This is a genomic window from Pseudomonas sp. LBUM1653 (assembly GCF_059716115.1).
This window is the reverse complement of record NZ_CP166803.1, coordinates 6,697,246-6,717,269: the sequence shown is the minus strand read 5'-3', so window position 1 is coordinate 6,717,269 and position 20,024 is coordinate 6,697,246. Positions and strand designations below refer to the sequence as shown.

Sequence of the window (20,024 nt, the reverse complement as noted above, 5' to 3'; positions counted from 1 at the left end):
CGCCTTGTTCAAGCCGATCGATTAATCGGCGATCTCTGCCATACGTTGCCACAACGAATAATAGACCCGCCCGGATTTTTGCTCCCGGTGCAGGCGCCAGTTGCCCGGCAAACCGAGGGTCGACGGTGCGCTTTCGCTTTCGGTGTACACCCAGGCATCTTCGGCCAGCCACTGGCGCTCTTCGAGCAGCGTGCAAACGGCGGGCAGCAGGTTCTGGTTGAACGGCGGATCGAGGAACACCAGGTCGTAGGCAACCGCTGGCTGGGTTTCCAGATAACGAAGGGCATCGGCGGTCTGGACCTGGCCGGTGGTGCAGCGCAGCGTGCCCAAATGTTCCTTGAGGCTGGACACGGCGAGGCTGCTGGCATCCAGCGCCTGGCCCATAGCTGCGCCACGGGATAAGGCTTCGAGAAACAGCGCGCCGCTACCGGCGAACGGATCGAGCACCTTGGCGCCCGGGACGTAGGGTGCGAGCCAGTTGAACAGGGTTTCACGCACCCGGTCGGGCGTCGGGCGCAAGCCCGGAGCGTCAGGGAAGCTCAGCTTGCGGCTGCGCCATTGGCCGCCGATGATGCGCAGCTGGTTCACACCGTTATGCACGTTGTGGACAGGTTTTTTCGGGCGAGAAGTGGCCATTAATGCTCCGGAACCCCGAGCGGTTGCTCGGCGGGTTTATCAGTAGGGGCCGGTAACGGCTTTTGCGGCACGGTCGGGCCAGCGCTGACGATGACCAGTTTGTCCGTGCTCAGGTGTTTGTTCATTGCCGCCTTGACTTGCTCGACGGTCAGGTTCTGCGACTGCTGCATGAAGTCTTCCAGGTGACTGAGCGGCAAGTTGTAGAAGCCGATCGCGCCCAGCTGGCCGACGATATCGGCGTTGCTGGCGGTGGACAGCGGGAAGCTGCCGGCCAGTTCGCGCTTGGCGTCGTCGAGTTCTTTTTCGGTCGGACCCGTCTTGAGGTAATCGGCGAGAACATCCTGCACCAGTTTCAGGGTGCCTTCGCTCATCTCGGCGCGGGTCTGCAGGTTGATCATGAACGGGCCGCGTGCCTGCATCGGGCTGAAACCCGAGTACACACCATACGCCAGGCCACGTTTCTCGCGCACTTCGCTCATCAGTCGAGTGCCGAAACCGCCACCGCCGAGGATCTGGTTGCCCATGGACAGTGCCGCGTAATCCGGATCGTCACGGTCGATGCCCAGTTGCGCGAGCATCAGGTTGGTCTGCTTGGACGGGAACTCGATGTGGCCGATGCTGGCCTTGGGTTCGGCGGGTTGCTCGATCTTCGGCAGGGCCGGACCTTTTGGCAGGGCGGCGCTGACCTGCGCGGCAATGGCTTCGGCTTCGGCGCGGGACAGGTCGCCAACCAGCGCGATCACCACGTTGCCCGCGGCATAGGCTTTCTGGTGGAACGCGCGTAGTTGCGTGACCGTGACGGCCGGAACGGTTTGTGCCGTGCCATCGCTGGCGTGCGCGTACGGATGATCGCCGTACAAACGATTCATCAGCTCGAGGCTGGCGAGTTTGCCGGGGTTCTGTTTCTGGTATTCGAAACCGGCGAGCATCTGGTTCTTGATGCGGGTAAAGGAGTCGGCGGGGAAGGTCGGTTTGCCAACGACTTCGGCGAACAGCTTCAGCGCCGGTTCGCGCTTGTCCGCGGCACTGAGGCTGCGCAGGGACGCAACCGCCATGTCTTTGTAGGCGCCGTTGCCGAAATCGGCCCCCAGCCCTTCAAAGCCCTGGGCAATGACGCTGACATCCTTGCCGGCCACGCCTTCGTTGAGCATGGCGTTGGTCAGCAGCGCCAGGCCTGGTGCGTCGCCGTCCTGGCTGCTGCCGGCGGCAAAGATCAGGCGCATATCGAACATCGGCAGCTCGCGGGCTTCGACGAACAACACCTTGGCGCCTTCGGCGGTGCTCCAGGTCTGCACGTCGAGTTTGCGATGGCTCGGCGCCTTGCCGTTGAGTTCGGTCAGCGATTGCAGCTTCTGGCTGGCCTTGGCCTTGTCCAGCGCTTCGCTGGCATTGGACTCGCCAGTCTTGGAAAAATAGAACGCGGCGGACCCGATCAGGGCGACAGCGATCAGGCCGAGCAGGGCCAGGCGCGGTTTTTTATGCTCACTCATGAGTCGTCTCCTCCGGCAGTACATGGGCGACGCTGAGACGTTCGCGGGTGAAATACAGCTTGGCGGCGTTCTGGATATCTTGCGGTGTCACGCTTTCCAGGTCGGCGAGCTCGGTGTCCATCAATTTCCACGACAGGCCGACAGTTTCCAGCTGGCCGATGGCCGTGGCCTGGCTGGTGATCGAATCGCGCTCGTACACCAGCCCGGCGATGACCTGTGCCCGCACGCGTTCCAGTTCTTCGGTGGTCGGCGCGGTGGTTTTCAGTTGTTCAAGCAGCTTCCACAAACCGGCTTCGGCCTGGGCGATGGTCTTGTTCTTCTGGCTGTTGGGTGTTGCCGACAGGGTGAACAGGCTGTCGCCACGGGTGTAGGCGTCGTAACTCGACGAGCCGCCGGACACCAGTTCTTCGCCGCGCTCAAGTTGCGTCGGGATGCGTCCGCTGTAGCCGCCGTCAAGCAGGGCCGAGATCAGCCGCAAGGCGTTGACCAGGCGCTTGTCTTCGGTGGTGGCGATGCTCGGCACGTTGAAGGCCAGCATCAGGCTGGGCAATTGGGTCTTCACGTGCAGGGTGATCTGGCGTTCGCCGGGCTCGGCCAGTTCCAGCGGAATCTTCGCCGCCGGTATCTCACGTCTGGCGATCGGGCCGAAGTAGCGCTGGGCCAGGGTTTTCACTTCTTCCGGCGTCACGTCGCCGACCACCACCAGTGTGGCGTTGTTCGGCACGTACCAGGATTGGTACCAGTGACGCAGCTCTTCGACTTTCATCCGGTCCAGGTCCGCCATCCAGCCAATGGTCGGCGTGTGATAGCCGCTGGCCGGGTAAGCCATGGCCTTGAAGCGCTCGTAGGCCTTGGACATGGGTTTGTCGTCAGTGCGCAGGCGCCGTTCTTCCTTGATGACTTCGATCTCGCGGGCGAACTCGTCGGGCGGCAGGCGCAGGCTGGCCATGCGATCGGCTTCCAGCTCGAAGGCCACGCCCAGGCGGTCGCGGGCCAGGACCTGGTAATACGCCGTGAAGTCGTCGCTGGTAAAGGCGTTCTCTTCGGCACCGAGGTCGCGCAGGATCAGCGACGCTTCGCCGGGGCCGACTTTTTCGCTGCCCTTGAACATCATGTGTTCCAGGGCATGGGACAGGCCGGTCTGGCCGGGCGTCTCGTAGCTGGAGCCAACCTTGTACCAGACCTGGGAAACCACCACCGGCGCGCGATGGTCTTCGCGCACGACGACCTTCAGGCCGTTGTCGAGGGTGAATTCGTGGGTCGGTTGCGGGTCGGCCGCCAAGGCCGAGAGGGGCAGGCAAAGTGTGCTGAGCAGCAGGCCTGCAGCGCGGCGGGCTAGGGCATTCATTCGTTTTTAAACCTTTGGGGCTGCCCGCTTGTTCTTAGCGTCAGCGGGCGAGAGGGTGCTAGGATACTGATCCGTTTTACTGGCGGCCACGCCTATCAGGCCTTTGCGTTTGATCAGGTTGTTTGGGTTTGCGGCAGTAAGCTGTGGTTTATCAACTAAACTCTGCTTTTTCGCCGATTTTTCGCCATCAGTCCTTAGTGAAATCGTTTTTGCAGGGTGCCGTTTCGCACCTCGACAAAATGTTGCGCATGAACAAGCTGGGTCAATCGCAGTCTGTTCTGCATCGAATATTCATTTGCCGGGGCGCCCGTTGGCGCGTCGCTACCGTGAGATAGCCGTCCTCCATGTTTGGTTCCAACGACGACAAGAAGACCCCAGCTGCGGCTGGTGAAAAGAAAAGCCTGTTCGGATGGCTGCGCAAAAAGCCGCAGGAACCCGTCGTCGAACAGCCACAACCACTTCCTGAACCGACGCCTGCGCCGGTTATAGATGCCGCCGAACCTGCGCCAGTTGTGCTGCCGATCGCCGAGCCGATGCTGCAACCGGTTGTCGAGACTGCTGCTGAAATCGTCGCCGAATTGCCGCTGACCCCGGTCGCCGAGCCCTGGCTGACCTTGCCGGTGGCGGAAGAGCCGGTGGCACTGGTCGAAGATGAGCTGGCGCCGCACGTTACACCGCCGATTCCAGCGCCGGCTGCGTGGGCGCCGGAGCCGGTCCGGGTACCGGTGCCAGAACCGGTTGTTGCACCAGCGGTCGAGACTGCGCCAGAACCTGTCGTCGCAGCGTTCGCTCCACCGGTTGCGCCGGTTGTTCAAATGCCAGAGCCTGCACCTGCACCTGCACCTGCACCTGCACCTGCACCTGCACCCGTTCCTGTTCCTGTTATTGCTCCTGTTGTCGCAGCGCCCGTCGACGTTCCAGCGGAGCCGGTACGCACCGAAGAAACCAAAGCCGGTTTCTTCGCCCGCCTCAAGCAAGGCCTGTCCAAGACCAGTGCCAGCATCGGCGAAGGCATGGCGAGCCTGTTCCTGGGCAGGAAGGCCATCGATGACGAGCTGCTCGATGACCTCGAAACCCGTCTGCTGACCGCCGATGTCGGTGTGGAGGCGACTTCGGTGATCATCCAGCACCTGACCCAGAGGGTTGCGCGCAAAGAACTGGCCGATTCCGATGCGTTGTACAAATCCTTGCAGGGCGAGCTGACGGCCATGCTCAAGCCCGTCGAGCAGCCGCTGAAAATCACCTCGCAGAACAAGCCATTCGTGATTCTGGTGGTTGGCGTCAATGGCGCCGGTAAAACCACCACCATCGGCAAGCTGGCGAAGAAACTGCAGCTGGAAGGCAAGAAAGTCATGCTTGCCGCCGGCGACACCTTCCGCGCTGCCGCGGTCGAGCAATTACAGGTCTGGGGCGAACGCAACAAGATTCCGGTCATCGCCCAGCACACCGGGGCTGACTCGGCTTCGGTGATCTTCGACGCCGTGCAGGCCGCCAAGGCCCGTGGCATCGATGTGCTGATCGCCGACACCGCCGGTCGCCTGCACACCAAAGACAACCTGATGGAAGAGCTGAAAAAGGTTCGCCGGGTGATCGGCAAGCTCGATGCCGACGCGCCGCACGAGGTGTTGCTGGTACTCGATGCCGGCACCGGCCAGAACGCCATCAACCAGGCCAAGCAATTCAACCAGACCGTCGAACTGACCGGCCTGGCGCTGACCAAGCTCGACGGGACCGCCAAGGGCGGGGTGATTTTCGCCCTGGCCAAGCAGTTTGGTCTGCCGATCCGCTACATCGGCGTCGGTGAAGGCATCGACGATTTGCGCACTTTTGAAGCTGAGCCCTTTGTCCAGGCACTGTTTGCCGAGCGGGAGCGTTCATGATTCGTTTCGAACAGGTCGGTAAGCGCTACCCGAACGGTCACGTCGGCTTGCATGAGCTGAGCTTTCGAGTCCGTCGGGGCGAGTTTTTGTTTGTCACTGGCCATTCCGGCGCCGGCAAGAGCACCTTGTTGCGGCTGTTGCTGGCCATGGAGCGTCCGACCAGCGGCAAGCTACTGCTGGCCGGGCAAGACCTGAGCACCATCAGCAACGCACAGATCCCATTCCTGCGTCGACAGATCGGCGTGGTGTTCCAGAACCACCAGTTGCTGTTCGATCGCACGGTGTTCAACAACGTCGCGCTGCCGTTGCAGATCCTGGGTTTGTCCAAGGCCGAAATCGCCAAGCGCGTAGACTCGGCCCTGGAACGCGTGGCGCTGTCGGACAAGACCGATCTGTATCCCGGCGACTTGTCCACCGGTCAGCAACAGCGAGTCGGCATTGCCCGCGCCATCGTTCACCGCCCGGCCCTGCTGCTGGCGGACGAACCGACCGGTAACCTCGACCCGCGCCTGGCGGCAGAAATCATGGGTGTGTTCGAAGACATCAATCGCCTGGGCACCAGTGTGCTGATCGCCAGCCACGACCTGGCGCTGATCGCGCGAATGCGCCACCGCATGCTGACACTGCAACGCGGCCGATTGATCGGCGATGGGGAGGCCAGCGAATGAGTGCTACTCGCAGTCCAAAGGTTTCCGAGCGCGTGGCCCCCAAGGCTGCCGACCCGCAACCGCAGAAGAAAAAACACGACGACGATGATGGCCCGGACTTCGCAACGCTGTTGCGCGCCTGGATCGAAAGCCATCGCGCCAGTCTGCTGGACAGCTTGCGCCGCTTGGGCAAGCAGCCCATCGGCAGCTTTTTCACCTGCATGGTGATGGCAGTTGCCTTGAGTTTGCCCATGGGGCTGTCACTTTTGCTAAGTAACGTCGAGCGACTGGGCGGTTCCTGGCAGCGTGCGGCGCAGATTTCCCTGTACCTGCAAATCGAAGCCAGCCCGGCTGATGGCGAGGCGCTGCGCGAACAGATCAAGGGCATCCCTGGGGTGGCCGATGCCGAATATGTCGGCCGGGATCAGGCGCTGGAAGAATTCCAGCAGCAGTCTGGCCTGGGCGAAGCGCTCAAGGAGCTGCCGGAAAACCCGCTGCCTGGCGTGGTGCTGGTGACGCCGACCGAAGTCGACAAGCCGGCCCTTGAAGCATTAAGACAAAAACTTTCCGAATTGCCTAAGGTACAACAGGCGCAGCTTGATCTAGTCTGGGTCGAGCGTCTGGCAGCCATCCTCAAACTGGGCGACCGATTTGTCTTCGGTCTGACCGTGCTTCTGGTTTCTGCATTACTTTTGGTGATAGGCAATACCATTCGTCTTCATATTGAAAACCGCCGCACAGAGATAGAAGTGATTAAACTCGTGGGCGGCACTGACAGCTATGTGCGCAGACCCTTTCTCTATATGGGGGCGCTGTACGGGTTTGGTGCTGGGATTCTTTCCTGGGGCGTATTGGCGTTCGGCCTGAACTGGCTGAACGATGCGGTGGTCGGGTTGGCCGGTTTGTACGGCAGTGATTTCGCACTGGCCGGCGTACCGGTTGCCGACGGTCTGTCTCTCTTGCTTGGCGCGGTGCTGTTGGGTTATATCGGTGCATGGATTGCAGTCGCACGTCATCTCAGGGAGCTGGCGCCGAAGTAGAATCTTTTTTGCGCGTGATTGACCTTGCAGTTTTTAGGGGAACTTGTCTTTCGGTTTCCGGTCAATTTTCGCAGTGCCAATGGCACGAGTATGTAAGTGGGAGGTTTTTTCGTATGACCAATTCTTTGCAGCCTGCATATGCTCTGGTCCCGGGTGCGAACCTGGAGGCCTATGTGCACACCGTCAACAGCATTCCATTGCTGACGCCGGAGCAGGAGCGTGAACTGGCCGAGAGTCTCTATTATGAGCAGGATCTTGAGGCGGCTCGGCAGATGGTGCTCGCCCACCTGCGTTTTGTCGTACATATCGCCCGTAGCTATTCCGGCTACGGCCTGGCCCAGGCTGACCTGATCCAGGAAGGTAACGTCGGCCTGATGAAGGCCGTGAAGCGCTTCAACCCGGAAATGGGTGTGCGCCTGGTGTCCTTTGCCGTGCACTGGATCAAGGCTGAGATCCACGAATTCATCCTGCGTAACTGGCGGATCGTGAAAGTCGCGACTACCAAGGCCCAGCGCAAGCTGTTCTTCAACCTGCGCAGCCAGAAAAAACGTCTGGCCTGGCTGAACAACGAGGAAGTCCACCGTGTGGCGGAAAGCCTCGGTGTCGAGCCGCGGGAAGTACGCGAGATGGAAAGTCGCCTGACCGGTCACGACATGGCCTTCGACCCGGCAGCCGAAGCCGACGACGACAGCGCCTTCCAGTCACCGGCCAACTATCTGGAAGACCACCGGTACGACCCGGCCCGTCAACTGGAAGATGCCGACTGGAGCGACAACTCCAACCACAACCTGCACGAAGCGCTGGAAGTGTTGGACGACCGCAGCCGCGACATCCTCTACCAGCGCTGGCTGGCAGAAGAAAAGTCCACGCTGCACGACCTGGCGCAGAAGTACAACGTGTCGGCCGAGCGTATCCGTCAGCTCGAGAAGAGCGCGATGAACAAGCTCAAATTGTCGATCGCCGCGTAACCTGCACGAAGGCAATAAAAAACGCCCCGATCATTGATCGGGGCTTTTTTGTTTCTGGTCTCACACAAAACCAATGTGGGAGCGAGCCTGCTCGCGAAATCGGTGGGTCAGGCAACATCAATATTGAATGATGGATCGCATTCGCGAGCAGGCTCGCTCCCACAGGGGGGGCGGCGGTGTTATTGAGTCCACGGCGCCCGGCGCGAATCGTTGAGACCAACCAGGTAGCTGTCTCCACCCAACTGACTCATCTGCCGCCGTATCCAGCCAGCGCGCCGCGCCACGTAATTGGTCGGATGGCTGGCGCTCCACACCCGCGGGTTGGGCAGCACCGCTGCCAGCAAACTGGCCTGCTGCCGGGACAACGATTTGGCGCCGACACCGAAGTGATGCCTGGCCGCCGCCTCTGCTCCAAACACACCGTCATCCCACTCGACGCTGTTGAGGTACACCTCAAGAATCCGCTGCTTGGGCCAGAATACCTCGATCAGCGCGGTAAACCAGGCTTCCAGGCCTTTGCGCAGCCAGCTGCGGCCCGACCACAGGAACAGGTTCTTCGACACTTGCTGGCTGAGGGTGCTGGCACCACGGATCGTGCCGCCAAGCTCGTTGTGGGCCAGTGCTTTCTGGATCGCGCCGAAGTCAAAGCCCCAATGCTCGGGAAATTTCTGGTCCTCACCGGCAATCACCGCGACTTTCAGGTCGTCGGAGATTTCATCCCAGGGTTTCCAGGTGCGTTGCAGGTCGATGGGCTCGCCATCAATCCAGGATTCGATCTTGCGCTCGACCATCAGCGTTGTCCCGGGTGGTGGCACCACGCGAAAGATCAGCACCAGCAATACGCTGGCCCCCATGAACCAGAGCACGGCCTTGGTGAAACGACGGAAATAGATACGCAGCATAGAGATGGCTTGGCCGAACCCGTTGAGCGGGCCATTATACAGACCCTGTTGATCGAGACTGACTGGAGTTCTTCATGCTGCGTGGCTTTTTGATGCTGGCCGCTTTTTTCGGCTTCACCGGTGTCGGTCTCGGGGCGTTCGCCGCCCACGGCCTGAAAAACCGCCTGAGCGCCGAATACCTGGCGATTTTCCATACCGGCGTCACCTATCAGCTAGTACACACCCTGGCATTGCTGGGCGTGGCGTTGCTGGCTACACAGATTCCCGGTCGCCTCGTCACCTGGGCCGGCGCTTCTTTTGTCATCGGCATTCTGCTGTTCTCCGGCAGCCTGTACGTGCTGACGCTGACGGGTGTCAGCAAGCTCGGCATCATCACCCCATTCGGTGGCCTGGCGTTCCTGATAGGCTGGCTTTGCCTGGGCCTCGCCGCCTGGCGCTTGCCGCTGACCGCTTGACGCTTGTTGCTGACCTTTAGGTCACGATCGGGCTAGAATGCCAGCCCCAAAAAATGATGGCGGCATTCGGCATGCGCATTCAGTTGAACGGCGAATCCTTTGAACTGCCCGACGGTGAAACCGTTGCGGCCCTGCTGACCCGTCTGGACCTGACCGGACGCCGGGTGGCGGTCGAACTCAATCTGGATATCGTCCCGCGCAGTCAGCACGCAGACACCGCGTTGAGCGACGGCGACAACGTCGAAGTGGTGCACGCCATCGGCGGCGGCTAGCCACGTGGCCCCAGGGCCGACAGAATTCTGCAAGACCCTCACCCCTACAGAGGATTCCCCATGAGCATCGTTCGTAGCGACAAGCCTTTCGTCCTGGCCGGTCGTACTTACCAGTCGCGTTTGCTGGTCGGTACTGGCAAGTACCGTGACATGGAAGAAACCCGTCTGGCCATCGAGGCCTCGGGTGCCGAGATCGTCACTTTCGCCGTGCGCCGTACCAACCTCGGCCAGAACGCGGGCGAACCGAGCCTGCTGGATTTCCTCTCGCCGGATCGCTACACCTTCCTGCCGAACACCGCCGGTTGCTACGACGCAATCGAGGCCGTGCGCACCTGCCGCCTTGCCCGTGAGCTGCTCGATGGCCACAACTTGGTGAAGCTGGAAGTGCTGGCGGATCAGAAAACCCTGTTCCCCAACGTGATCGAAACCCTCAAGGCGGCCGAGTCGCTGGTAAAGGAAGGCTTCGACGTGATGGTCTACACCAGCGACGACCCGATCATCGCCCGGCAACTGGCGGAAATCGGCTGCATCGCGGTCATGCCGCTGGCCGGTCTGATCGGCTCGGGCCTGGGGATCTGCAACCCGTACAACCTGCAGATCATCCTCGAAGAAGCCAAGATCCCGGTGCTGGTGGATGCCGGTGTCGGTACTGCTTCCGACGCCACCATCGCCATGGAACTGGGCTGTGATGCGGTGCTGATGAACTCGGCCATCGCCCACGCCCAGCAGCCGATCATGATGGCCGAAGCCATGAAACACGCGATCGTCGCGGGCCGTCTGGCCTACCTCGCCGGCCGCATGCCGAAAAAACTCTATGCCAGCGCCTCTTCGCCGCTGGATGGTCTGATCAAGTAAGAGCCATTGATGACTGAATCGAACGACACGCCAATCCAGACGGAAGAAGGCGACGAGCGCCAACACCGCCGCATCAAGAGTTTCGTGATGCGCGCCGGGCGCATGACCGAAGGCCAGCAACGTGGCCTGGAGCAGGGCGCGCCGCTATTCGTGCTGCCCCTGGCCGACGCGCCGGTGGATTTCGACCAGGTGTTCGGTCGCTCGGCACCGCGTTCGCTGGAGATCGGTTTCGGCATGGGCCATTCGCTGCTGGAAATGGCCGCGGCTGCACCGGAGCAGGATTTCATCGGCGTCGAGGTCCACCGTCCGGGTGTTGGCGCGCTGCTCAATGGTGTGCTGACCCAGGGTTTGACCAACCTGCGCGTCTACGATTGCGATGCCATCGAAGTGCTCAACCGCTGCGTGGCCGATAATAGCCTTGATCGCCTGATGCTGTTTTTCCCGGACCCGTGGCACAAGAGCCGTCACCACAAGCGTCGTATCGTTCAGGCGTCCTTCGCTGAGCTTGTGCGCAGCAAGTTGAAGGTCGGCGGTATTCTGCACATGGCCACCGACTGGGAACCGTACGCCGAGTACATGCTGGAAGTGATGAACGTTGCCCCGGGTTACCGCAACCTGGCTGAAGACGGCAAGTGCGTGCCACGCCCGGCCGAGCGCCCGATTACCAAGTTCGAACGCCGTGGCGAACGTCTTGGGCATGGCGTTTGGGATCTGAAGTTCGAAAAACAGTCCTAAACCCTACGCAATACCCACTGTGGGAGCGAGCCTGCTCGCGAAAGCGTCATAACATTCAACATCTTCGTTGACTGTCAGACCGCATTCGCGAGCAGGCTCGCTCCCACAGTTGTTTTGGGTGTACTCAAGGATTAGCGGCGGTCGGCTACTACGCCGATAAGCACCAGCACCACCAACAACACCGGCGCCAGGCTGTAGTTGTTGAACTGACTCAAGCCCTTGACGATCCATGGCGTGGCATAGATCAGCGCCGCACCGCTGCCGATCATGCACAGCAGGGACATCAGCGGTACGCGCAAGGCGCCAGCGATGCTGCCCAGGCGTTGCTCGACCCAGCCCTTGAAATCCGCACCGAACAACACCAGCAGGCAACCCACCAGGGCGAGGGCGATTTCCGAGAGGTTGCTGCGGCTCCAGCGAGACGCGGTGGCGAGCAGGTCGAGTACCAAATCCATTCGATTTCCTTATGTCAGAAATTTCTGCAGCAAGTCGTTGAGGAAGAGTTGTCCGCGCTCGGTAGCCGCCAGACGTGACGGTTCGACCTGCAACAGGCCGCTTTGTTCGGCTTCGCGACGGCTTTCGGCGAGGCTTTCCAGGGTCATTCCAGTGCGTTCCGGATAAAGCCGCGCCTCAACGCCTGCGGTCAGGCGCAGCGCGTTCATCAGGAACTCGAACGGCATCTCGTCATTGGTCAGCGCTTTCTCGCCAGCCTGAAACGGTTTGGCCGGATTCAGGTAATCCTTCGGCAGGCGGGTCTTCCAGGTGCGTACGATGCGTCCGTCCGGATGGCTGAGCTTGCCGTGGGCACCGGCACCGATGCCGATGAAATCGCCAAAGCTCCAGTAATTGAGGTTATGCCGTGCCGGGCGACCCGGCTGGGCATAAGCCGAGACTTCATACTGGGCGTAACCGTGTTCGGCCAACAGCGCCTGCCCGGCCTCCTGGATATCCCACAGGGTGTCGTCTTCCGGCAGCGTCGGTGGCTGGTTCCAGAATACGGTGTTCGGTTCCAGGGTCAGCTGATACCAGGACAGGTGGGTCGGCTTCAGGGCGATGGCTTGGCGCAAATCGCTCAGGGCATCGTCCAGCGATTGATCGGGCAAACCGTGCATCAAGTCCAGGTTGAAGTTATCGAAACCCGCTTGACGGGCCATCCCGGCGGCGCGCACGGCCTCATCACCGTTGTGGATGCGACCCAAAGCGGTGAGCTTCTCTTGCTGGAAACTCTGGATGCCAATGGACAGGCGATTGATGCCCAGCGCGCGGTAGGCGACGAACTTCTCTTGTTCGAAGGTCCCTGGGTTGGCTTCCAGGGTGATTTCGATGTCGCTTGCAAAGGCAATGCGTTGTTCCACGCCTTTGAGCAAGCGACCCAACGCCTGGGCGCTGAACAGGCTCGGCGTGCCGCCACCGAAGAAGATCGAACTCAGCTCACGGCCATAGACGGCGTGCAAGTCCTGATCGAGGTCAGCCAGCAACGCGTCGACATACTCTTCTTCCGGCAGCACGGGGCTGGCGGTGTGGGAGTTGAAATCGCAATAAGGGCATTTGCGTACGCACCACGGGATATGGATGTACAGCGCCAAGGGCGGCAGCACTGGCATGGCCGCCCGAGGCGATTGTGCGGCGCCACCAAAGATCAGCGGCGACGCGGAGGATTTACCGGTCATTTCAAGCCCAGACGCTGGCGCAGCAGATCCATTGCACGGGCGCGGTGGCTGATCTGGTTCTTGTCGCCCGGGCTCAACTCGGCACTGGAGCAATCACGCTCCGGTACCCAGAACAGCGGGTCGTAGCCAAAACCGTGTTCGCCGCTGGCCTGGGTCAGGATGCGCCCGTGCCACAGGCCTTCGCAGAGAATCGGCAGTGGATCGTCGGCATGCCGCACCAGCGCCAGCACGCAGACGAACTGTGCGCCGCGTTCGGCTTCGGGTACGTCCTTCAACACGTCGAGCAGCTTGGCGTTGTTCGCCGCATCGCCCTTGCCATCGGCATAACGTGCCGAGTAGATGCCCGGCGCACCGCCGAGGAAATCCACCGCCAACCCGGAATCGTCCGCCAAGGCCGGCAGGCCGGAAATGCGCGCGGCATTGCGGGCCTTGAGGATGGCGTTCTCGACGAACGACAGGCCGGTCTCTTCAGGCTCCACACTGCTGAACTCGCCGATCGAGCGCAGTTGCACCGACTCGCCGAGCATGGCCTGGAGTTCCTTGAGTTTGCCGGCGTTATGGCTGGCCAGTACGAGTTGCGTGAAGTTGATCATTGGCCAGGGAAGAGCTCTTGGTTGAAGTTGATGGTGTTGATTTTGTCACCGGTCTGCACCTTGATGTCGAAGGTGCGGGTTTCCTGCTGATCCACCGGGAACTGGGCGATGTAGTAGATCGCGCCTTGTTCGGTGATCTGGCGGAAATTCAGGTTAACGCTCTGGCTGGTCAAGTCTTTGATCGTACCGCTGACCTGGGCCATCTGCGGCTTGCCGTCCTTGATCACCGAAATGTTGATCACGCCCTGGTTCTTGCTGCGGGTAAGCTCCGCGGCCTTGGCAATGTCCGGTGTCAGGAAGGTGGAGTTGAAGGTGTTGTAGTGCACCGTCGTGTCGCCAAAGACTTCCTTGCGATCACCTTTGATCGCATCGGCAGCCATGGCTGTGACGCTCAGGCAGGCGGTAAGTAGAAACAGCGCTAGACGACCCATGATCGTTCTCCTCCAAATAAGGTGTTCAGACCGCGACCTTGTGGTCTGCAAGCCCCGGGCTGCTGACGCGGTAAATGCCGATCTCACCTAACAGATTAGGCCATAGCTTACTGGCCCACCCGTGCCGATGCTGTTGATCCACGGCCAGCCGATCAATGACCTTGGCTTCACGTTCGAGACACAAGGCCTCAAAGTCCGCGAAGGTGCAGAAGTGAATGTTCGGCGTGTTGTACCAGGTGTAGGGCAGGAACTCGGAAACCGGCATCCGGCCTTTGCTCGCCAGGTACCAGCGGCAGCGCCAGTGACCGAAATTGGGGAAGGTGATGATGCACTGGCGGCCGACCCGCAGCATTTCTTCGAGGATCTTGTCCGGGTAGTGCACCGCTTGCAGCGCCTGGGTCATGACCACGATGTCGAAACTGTTGCTGGCAAAGTTGCCCAGGCCCTTGTCCAGGTCCTGCTCGATGACGTTGATGCCCTTGGCCACGCACTCGGCAATGTTATCCGCGTCGTTTTCCAGGCCGTAGCCAGTAACCTGCTTGTTGTCGCGCAGCCAGGTCAGCAACTCGCCATCACCGCAACCGAGGTCGAGCACGCGGCTACCGGCGGGGATCCATTCCTGGATGATTTCCAGATCAGCTCTCATGGCTATCTCACAACGTAATGCGGTTCATGTAATTGCCGAACGCCTGCAAGTAGCGCGGGATCGGAATCAGGAAGGCGTCGTGGCCCTGCGGCGCGTCGATTTCCAGGTAGCAGACGTCCTTGCGCGCGGCCATCAGCGCGTCCACCAGTTCCCGCGAGCGGGCAGGTGAGAAGCGCCAGTCGGTGGTGAACGACATCACGCAGAACTTGGCGGTGGCGCCGGCGAAGGTTTTCGCCAGGTCATCGTCGAAGTTGGCCGCCGGGTCGAAGTAGTCCAGGGCCTTGGTCATCAGCAGGTAAGTGTTGGCATCGAAACGCCCGGAGAATTCTTCACCCTGATAACGCAGGTAGCTTTCGACCTGGAACTCGACGCTGTGGAAGTCGTAGTTGAGCTTCTCGCTTTTCAGACCACGACCGAATTTCTCACCCATGGAGTCGTCGGACAGGTAAGTGATGTGCCCGACCATCCGCGCCAGCATCAGCCCGCGCTTGGGGATCACGCTGTGTTCCTGGAACGAACCGCCGTGGAATTCGGGGTCGGTGAGGATTGCCTGGCGCGCCACTTCGTTGAAGGCGATGTTCTGCGCCGACAGCTTCGGTGCCGAGGCGATGGCCAGGCAATGGCGGATGCGCTCAGGGTAAGTGATGCTCCATTGCATCGCCTGCATGCCGCCAAGGCTACCGCCGATCACGGCCGCAAACTGGGCGATGCCGAGGCGATCGGCCAGGCGCGCCTGGCTGTGCACCCAGTCTTCCACGGTCAATACCGGGAAGTCGGCACCGAACGGCTTGCCGGTTTCCGGGTTGATGCTGCTCGGACCGGTAGAGCCATTGCAACCACCGAGGTTGTTCAGGCTGACCACGAAGAACTTGCTGGTGTCGATGGGCTTGCCGGGACCGATGCAGCTGTCCCACCAACCGGGTTTGCGGTCGTCGGGGCTGTGATAACCGGCGGCATGGTGGTGGCCGGACAAGGCGTGGCAGATCAGCACGGCGTTGCTCGCCGTGGCGTTCAGGGTGCCGTAGGTCTCGTAAATCAGGTCATAGGCCGGGAGCGAACGGCCGCAGGCCAACGCCAGGGCTTCGCTGAAGTGCGCCACTTGCGGCGTCACCAGACCAACAGAATCGGGGGGAAAGGCAGCTGGCATCGACCCTGCTCTCGTTGAAATGAGGCGTAAGTCTAAAGACCGGTGGGGTTAGCGGCAAGCAAAGGCCGGGCCTCATTTCATGCCGTTAGACCGAGGTGCTGCATTCGCGAGCAGGCTCGCTCCCACATTGGAATGCATTTCCCTGTGGGAGCGAGCCTGCTCGCGAAGAACGATGATGCGGTGCCGCAGAATCAGATCAGGCCGAAAAGCTCTTTCGGCATCATCGCGTAGTGCGCAAGGCGCGGAATCAGCCAGCTCTGCAGCAATTGCAGCGCGATGAAGGCGAAGATCGGCGAGATGTCGAGACCGCCCAGGTTCGGAATGATCCGGCGGAACGGCGCGAGTACCGGTTCAGTGATCTGCTGGACCAGCTCGGCGCCTGGGTTGTGGCTCCCCGGAGCGACCCAGGACAGAATCACGCTGATGATCATCGCCCAGAACAGAATCTTCAAAAACAGCGCGAAGATGCCGATCAGCGCCCATGGTGCCAGGAACAGCACATCGACCGAGTAACCACTGAGCAGCAGGATGACCGCGAACAGCGCCATTTGCACGATCAGGGCCAGCACCAGCGAGGACATGTCCAGCCCGAACATGCTCGGGATAACCCGGCGCAGTGGCTTGAGCAGCGGTTGCGTGGCCTTGACGGCGAATTGGCAGAGCGGGTTGTAGAAGTTCGCCCGCACCAATTGCAGGATGAAACGCAGCAGCACGATCAAAAGATACAGGCTGCCCAGGGTCTGGATCACAAAAATGGCAGCGTCGTTGATTCCGAGCATTGTTGATTCCTTATTAAGTGCTGATTAGCGACCGAGTTGCTCAGCCATCTCGGCCGAGCGGTGCGCGGCGGCGCCCAGGGCTTTTTCAACCAGTGCCTCGAAGCCATTGGCCTGGAACGATTTGATCGCGGCTTCTGTGGTGCCGGCGGGCGAAGTGACGCGGCGACGCAGCTCAGCGGCGTCGACGTCACTGGACACCGCCATGTGGGCGGCGCCCAGGGCGGTTTGCAAGGTCAGTTGGGCGGCGATGTCTGCTGGCAGGCCGAGTTTGACGCCGGCGGCGGTCATGGCTTCGATCAGCAGGAAAAAGTACGCAGGGCCGGAACCGGAAACAGCGGTGACCGCATCCAGCTGCTGTTCCTCGTCCAGCCACAGGGCAACGCCAACTGCCGATAGCAGCTCTTGAGCTTGCTGGCGCTGCTCGGCGGTCACCTGGGCGGTGGCGAATAAACCGCTCACGCCCTGACGCAGCAGCGCCGGGGTGTTGGGCATGCAACGTACGATCGGCTGGGCGCCGAGCCAGTTGTTCATGCTGGCGCAGGTGATGCCGGCGGCAATCGACACCACCAGTTGATTGGATTTCAGGCTTGTGCGAATGGCTTCGCAGACAGCCTTCATCGCCTGGGGCTTGACCGCCAGCACGACCACATCGGCGCCTTCAATGGCCTGGGCGTTGTCGGCGAATACTTCGATGCCATGTTCGGCGCTCACGCGGGCACGGGTTTCATCGCCCGGATCGCTGGCGCGGATCTGCGCCGCTTCCAGGCCTTTGGCCCGCAGGCCGCCGATCAGGCTGGCAGCCATGTTGCCGGCACCGATAAAGGCAATACGCGTCTTGCTCATGTCAGGTCCTTATAAATGGGGTCACGGTTGACCGTAATCTCTGGCGCCAAACAGGGCCGTACCGATACGGACCCAAGTGGCGCCCTGGGCAATAGCCGACTCGAGGTCGTGACTCATGCCCATGGAAAGTGTGTCGAGTGGCAAATTCAGGCTGGCCTGCAGGCTTTGCACGGCAGCGAAAGCGGCATCCTGGGCGGCGCGATCTTCGGTCGGCTCGGGAATGGCCATCAGCCCGCGCAATTTCAGGCGCGGCAAGGCGCTGATGGCATTGGCCAGAGCCGGCAGGTCCGCCGGAGTGCAGCCAGACTTGCTGGCTTCACCGCTGACATTGACCTGGATGCAGATGTTAAGCGGTGGCATTTCGGCCGGGCGTTGTTCGGACAGGCGTTGCGCGATTTTCAAGCGATCCACGGAATGCACCCAGGCGAAGTGCTCGGCGATTGCACGAGTCTTGTTCGATTGAATGGGGCCGATGAAGTGCCAGATCAAGGGCAGGTCGGTCAGTTCAAGCTGCTTGCCCAGGGCTTCCTGCAGGTAGTTCTCGCCAAAGTCGCGCAGGCCCGCGGCATGGGCTTCACGCAGCGCCTGTGCGGGTTTGGTCTTGCTGACGGCCAGCAACTGGACGCTGTTTTCATCGCGGTGGGCGGCGAGGGCGGCGGCACGGATGCGTGAACCAACCTGTTCAATGTTGTCTGCTATCGTGGACATTCAAGAGGCGCCAGCGGTCTGAGGTTGGCGGCATTCTACTGGAATTGAGGGGTGCTATGGATATCACTGAGTTGCTGGCGTTCAGCGCCAAACAAGGCGCATCCGACCTGCATTTGTCGGCAGGCCTGCCGCCGATGATCCGTGTCGATGGCGATGTGCGGCGCATCAACTTGCCGGCCCTGGATCACAAGGAGGTGCAGGCGCTGATCTACGACATCATGAACGACGCCCAGCGGGTGGCGTTCGAAAAGCACCTGGAAACCGACTTTTCCTTTGATGTGCCTGGTGTCGCGCGATTCCGGGTCAATGTCTTCAATCAGAGTCGAGGCGCCGGAGCGGTCTTTCGCACGATACCGTCCAGAGTTCAGAGCATGGAAGAGTTGGGCATGGGCGAGGTGTTTCGCAAGATGACCGACGCGCCACGGGGCCTGGTTCTGGTGACAGGCCCGACGGGGTCCGGCAAGTCCACCACCCTGGCAGCGATGATCGATTACCTGAACAGCCATCGCCATCACCACATTCTTACGATTGAAGACCCTATCGAGTTTGTCCACGAATCGCGCAAATGCCTGATCAATCAGCGTGAAGTCCACCGCGATACCCGCAGTTTCGCGACAGCCTTGCGTTCGGCCCTGCGCGAAGACCCGGACGTGATCCTGGTGGGGGAGATGCGTGACCTGGAAACCATCCGCCTGGCATTGACCGCTGCCGAAACCGGCCACCTGGTGTTCGGCACGCTGCACACGACCTCGGCGGCGAAAACCATCGACCGGATCATCGACGTGTTTCCGGGCGACGAGAAGTCGATGGTGCGTTCGATGCTTTCCGAGTCGTTGCTGGCGGTGGTGTCCCAGACCCTGGTCAAGAAGATTGGTGGAGGGCGGGTTGCGGCCCACGAGATCATGCTCGGAACGTCGGCGATCCGTAACCTGATCCGTGAAGACAAGGTGGCGCAGATGTACTCGTCGATTCAGGCGGGAGGGTCGCTGGGGATGCAGACGCTGGATATGGGCTTGAGGAATTTGGTGACCAAGGGCGTGGTCAGTCGCGAACAGGCGCGGGAGAAGGCGCGGTCGCCGGATAACTTCTGAGGAAGAGATGTTGTGCTTTCATGGGCCCCATCGCGAGCAAGCTCGCTCCCACAGGGGAATGCATTCCAATGTGGGAGCGAGCTTGCTCGCGATGGGACCATCATGTTCGGTGCAAATACCGGATGCGTTCAGGTCAGCGCTGAACAACCTGCAACGCTTTCTGATCTTTCGGCAGAACCCGCTTGGCCACCACGTAGTGCTTTTCCCAGTACGGTTTCTTCAAGGTGTCGATGCTCACCGACTTGCCACGACGTGGTGCGTGGATGAAGCGGTCGTTGCCCAGGTAGATGGCAACGTGATTGACTCGACGGCTCTTGATGTTGAAGAAAATCAGGTCACCGGGTTTCAAATCGTTGCGATCGACTTTCTCGCCGTGGCCGCTGGCCATGGCATTGGAGGTGCGTGGCAGGTCAAACGTGGCGTCGTTGAACGCGTATTTCACCAGGCCGCTGCAGTCGAAGCCTTTGCTCGGGCTGCTGCCGCCCCAGCGGTACGGCGTACCGAGGACGTTGACGGCGCGGCTCAGCACGTTGCTGCTTTCCCTGGTCGCCATCGGCGGCACCAGGCTGCTTTTGCTGACCAGCTGCGGAGCCAGTTTGACCGATTTTTTGCTTTTGCTCGAAGGAGCGGAAGCATGGGATTTTTGGGTGTAACCATTAACGTTCGGAAGACGTTGCTCACGATTGGTGGCGTGGGCGGCCAGTGGCAATAATAGGCAAATGGTTAGCCATGTCTTGAAAAATGGACGCATTAGGCAGGGCTCGTATAAGTTAGCGCGAAACTTTATAACAGCTTTTTTTGGCATTCCGAGGCCGTTGGTCGATTCCATCTGGGTCTAACGGAACCAAATGAGCGTTAAATTGACGCAATTGTCTGACAGAAGTCAGG

At 60.8% G+C, this 20,024-nt stretch carries 23 protein-coding genes; 9 read left to right on the top strand and 14 right to left on the bottom strand.

The genetic code is table 11. The features are described 5' to 3' along the window. Positions 1-21 precede the first annotated feature (21 nt). The 3 genes from rsmD to ACA054_RS30420 are packed head-to-tail and all read right to left on the bottom strand — an operon-like array spanning position 22 to position 3,474. A complete protein-coding gene (rsmD, locus tag ACA054_RS30430; RefSeq protein WP_497687427.1) occupies positions 22-636 on the bottom strand; it encodes a 16S rRNA (guanine(966)-N(2))-methyltransferase RsmD in 615 nt (204 codons plus the stop codon). Next, the gene (locus ACA054_RS30425; RefSeq protein WP_497687426.1) at positions 636-2,126 is read right to left on the bottom strand and encodes a M16 family metallopeptidase; all 1,491 of its coding nucleotides are present in this window, start codon (positions 2,124-2,126) and stop codon (positions 636-638) included. The genes rsmD and ACA054_RS30425 overlap by 1 nt, the downstream gene beginning before the upstream one ends. Beyond that, a complete protein-coding gene (locus ACA054_RS30420; protein ID WP_497687425.1) occupies positions 2,119-3,474 on the bottom strand; it encodes a M16 family metallopeptidase in 1,356 nt (451 codons plus the stop codon). Before ACA054_RS30420 ends, ACA054_RS30425 begins: the two co-directional genes overlap by 8 nt. Positions 3,475-4,007: 533 nt before the next feature. Between ACA054_RS30420 and ftsY the strand changes: the two genes are divergently transcribed. From ftsY to rpoH, 4 genes are all read left to right on the top strand, one after another. Beyond that, positions 4,008-5,354: a signal recognition particle-docking protein FtsY gene (ftsY, locus tag ACA054_RS30415; protein ID WP_497690395.1), complete on the top strand. Its 1,347-nt coding sequence runs from the start codon at positions 4,008-4,010 to the stop codon at positions 5,352-5,354. Continuing rightward, positions 5,351-6,022 carry a cell division ATP-binding protein FtsE gene (ftsE, locus tag ACA054_RS30410; RefSeq protein ID WP_497687424.1) on the top strand — a complete coding sequence of 224 codons (672 nt, stop codon included), beginning with the start codon at positions 5,351-5,353 and terminating at the stop codon, positions 6,020-6,022. The genes ftsY and ftsE overlap by 4 nt, the downstream gene beginning before the upstream one ends. After that, a complete protein-coding gene (gene ftsX, locus ACA054_RS30405; RefSeq protein ID WP_497687423.1) occupies positions 6,019-7,041 on the top strand; it encodes a permease-like cell division protein FtsX in 1,023 nt (340 codons plus the stop codon). The genes ftsE and ftsX overlap by 4 nt, the downstream gene beginning before the upstream one ends. 113 nt (positions 7,042-7,154) lie before the next feature. After that, on the top strand, positions 7,155-8,009 hold the full coding sequence (gene rpoH / locus ACA054_RS30400) for an RNA polymerase sigma factor RpoH (protein WP_008065085.1): 855 nt from the start codon (positions 7,155-7,157) through the stop codon (positions 8,007-8,009). 179 nt (positions 8,010-8,188) lie between these two features. Here rpoH and mtgA read toward each other — a convergent pair whose 3' ends face one another. Then, the gene (gene mtgA / locus ACA054_RS30395; protein ID WP_497687422.1) at positions 8,189-8,911 is read right to left on the bottom strand and encodes a monofunctional biosynthetic peptidoglycan transglycosylase; all 723 of its coding nucleotides are present in this window, start codon (positions 8,909-8,911) and stop codon (positions 8,189-8,191) included. Between the two features lie 74 nt (positions 8,912-8,985). Here mtgA and ACA054_RS30390 point away from each other — a divergent pair, with 74 nt between their 5' ends. The 4 genes from ACA054_RS30390 (at position 8,986) to trmB (ending at position 11,228) form a co-directional block, all read left to right on the top strand. Further along, on the top strand, positions 8,986-9,366 hold the full coding sequence (locus ACA054_RS30390) for a DUF423 domain-containing protein (RefSeq protein ID WP_497687421.1): 381 nt from the start codon (positions 8,986-8,988) through the stop codon (positions 9,364-9,366). Positions 9,367-9,437: 71 nt separating this feature from the next. Next, on the top strand, positions 9,438-9,638 hold the full coding sequence (thiS, locus tag ACA054_RS30385; RefSeq protein WP_497637000.1) for a sulfur carrier protein ThiS: 201 nt from the start codon (positions 9,438-9,440) through the stop codon (positions 9,636-9,638). Between the two features lie 60 nt (positions 9,639-9,698). Continuing rightward, positions 9,699-10,493 carry a thiazole synthase gene (locus ACA054_RS30380; protein WP_497687420.1) on the top strand — a complete coding sequence of 265 codons (795 nt, stop codon included), beginning with the start codon at positions 9,699-9,701 and terminating at the stop codon, positions 10,491-10,493. A gap of 9 nt (positions 10,494-10,502) precedes the next feature. Then, entirely contained in the window at positions 10,503-11,228 is a 726-nt protein-coding gene (trmB, locus tag ACA054_RS30375; RefSeq protein WP_008065101.1) for a tRNA (guanosine(46)-N7)-methyltransferase TrmB, read from the top strand. Between the two features lie 131 nt (positions 11,229-11,359). Here the strand turns inward: trmB and ACA054_RS30370 are convergent, their stop codons facing one another. From ACA054_RS30370 to ACA054_RS30330, 9 genes are all read right to left on the bottom strand, one after another. Then, positions 11,360-11,683 carry a DUF3392 domain-containing protein gene (locus ACA054_RS30370; RefSeq protein WP_008063519.1) on the bottom strand — a complete coding sequence of 108 codons (324 nt, stop codon included), beginning with the start codon at positions 11,681-11,683 and terminating at the stop codon, positions 11,360-11,362. Between the two features lie 9 nt (positions 11,684-11,692). After that, positions 11,693-12,832 carry a radical SAM family heme chaperone HemW gene (gene hemW / locus ACA054_RS30365; RefSeq protein ID WP_497690394.1) on the bottom strand — a complete coding sequence of 380 codons (1,140 nt, stop codon included), beginning with the start codon at positions 12,830-12,832 and terminating at the stop codon, positions 11,693-11,695. Positions 12,833-12,894: 62 nt separating this feature from the next. Continuing rightward, on the bottom strand, positions 12,895-13,491 hold the full coding sequence (gene rdgB, locus ACA054_RS30360) for an RdgB/HAM1 family non-canonical purine NTP pyrophosphatase (protein ID WP_033043028.1): 597 nt from the start codon (positions 13,489-13,491) through the stop codon (positions 12,895-12,897). Continuing rightward, on the bottom strand, positions 13,488-13,922 hold the full coding sequence (locus tag ACA054_RS30355) for a DUF4426 domain-containing protein (RefSeq protein ID WP_497687419.1): 435 nt from the start codon (positions 13,920-13,922) through the stop codon (positions 13,488-13,490). The genes rdgB and ACA054_RS30355 overlap by 4 nt, the downstream gene beginning before the upstream one ends. A gap of 25 nt (positions 13,923-13,947) precedes the next feature. Then, a complete protein-coding gene (metW, locus tag ACA054_RS30350) occupies positions 13,948-14,568 on the bottom strand; it encodes a methionine biosynthesis protein MetW (RefSeq protein ID WP_497687418.1) in 621 nt (206 codons plus the stop codon). A gap of 7 nt (positions 14,569-14,575) precedes the next feature. Next, a complete protein-coding gene (metX, locus tag ACA054_RS30345; RefSeq protein ID WP_497636995.1) occupies positions 14,576-15,715 on the bottom strand; it encodes a homoserine O-succinyltransferase MetX in 1,140 nt (379 codons plus the stop codon). 191 nt (positions 15,716-15,906) lie between these two features. Beyond that, positions 15,907-16,494: a YggT family protein gene (locus ACA054_RS30340; RefSeq protein WP_497687417.1), complete on the bottom strand. Its 588-nt coding sequence runs from the start codon at positions 16,492-16,494 to the stop codon at positions 15,907-15,909. Positions 16,495-16,518: 24 nt separating this feature from the next. Continuing rightward, positions 16,519-17,337 carry a pyrroline-5-carboxylate reductase gene (gene proC / locus ACA054_RS30335; RefSeq protein WP_497687416.1) on the bottom strand — a complete coding sequence of 273 codons (819 nt, stop codon included), beginning with the start codon at positions 17,335-17,337 and terminating at the stop codon, positions 16,519-16,521. Positions 17,338-17,358: 21 nt separating this feature from the next. Beyond that, positions 17,359-18,045: a YggS family pyridoxal phosphate-dependent enzyme gene (locus ACA054_RS30330; RefSeq protein WP_497687415.1), complete on the bottom strand. Its 687-nt coding sequence runs from the start codon at positions 18,043-18,045 to the stop codon at positions 17,359-17,361. Positions 18,046-18,101: 56 nt separating this feature from the next. Between ACA054_RS30330 and ACA054_RS30325 the strand changes: the two genes are divergently transcribed. Beyond that, positions 18,102-19,136 (top strand): type IV pilus twitching motility protein PilT, encoded by a 1,035-nt coding sequence (locus tag ACA054_RS30325; RefSeq protein WP_497687414.1) that lies wholly within the window; start codon positions 18,102-18,104, stop codon positions 19,134-19,136. A gap of 133 nt (positions 19,137-19,269) precedes the next feature. On the opposite strand, the gene ACA054_RS30320 is transcribed toward ACA054_RS30325, so the two are convergent. Then, complete coding sequence (locus ACA054_RS30320; RefSeq protein ID WP_497687413.1) at positions 19,270-19,887, bottom strand: C40 family peptidase; 618 nt, start codon at positions 19,885-19,887, stop codon at positions 19,270-19,272. Between the last annotated feature and the right edge of the window lie 137 nt (positions 19,888-20,024).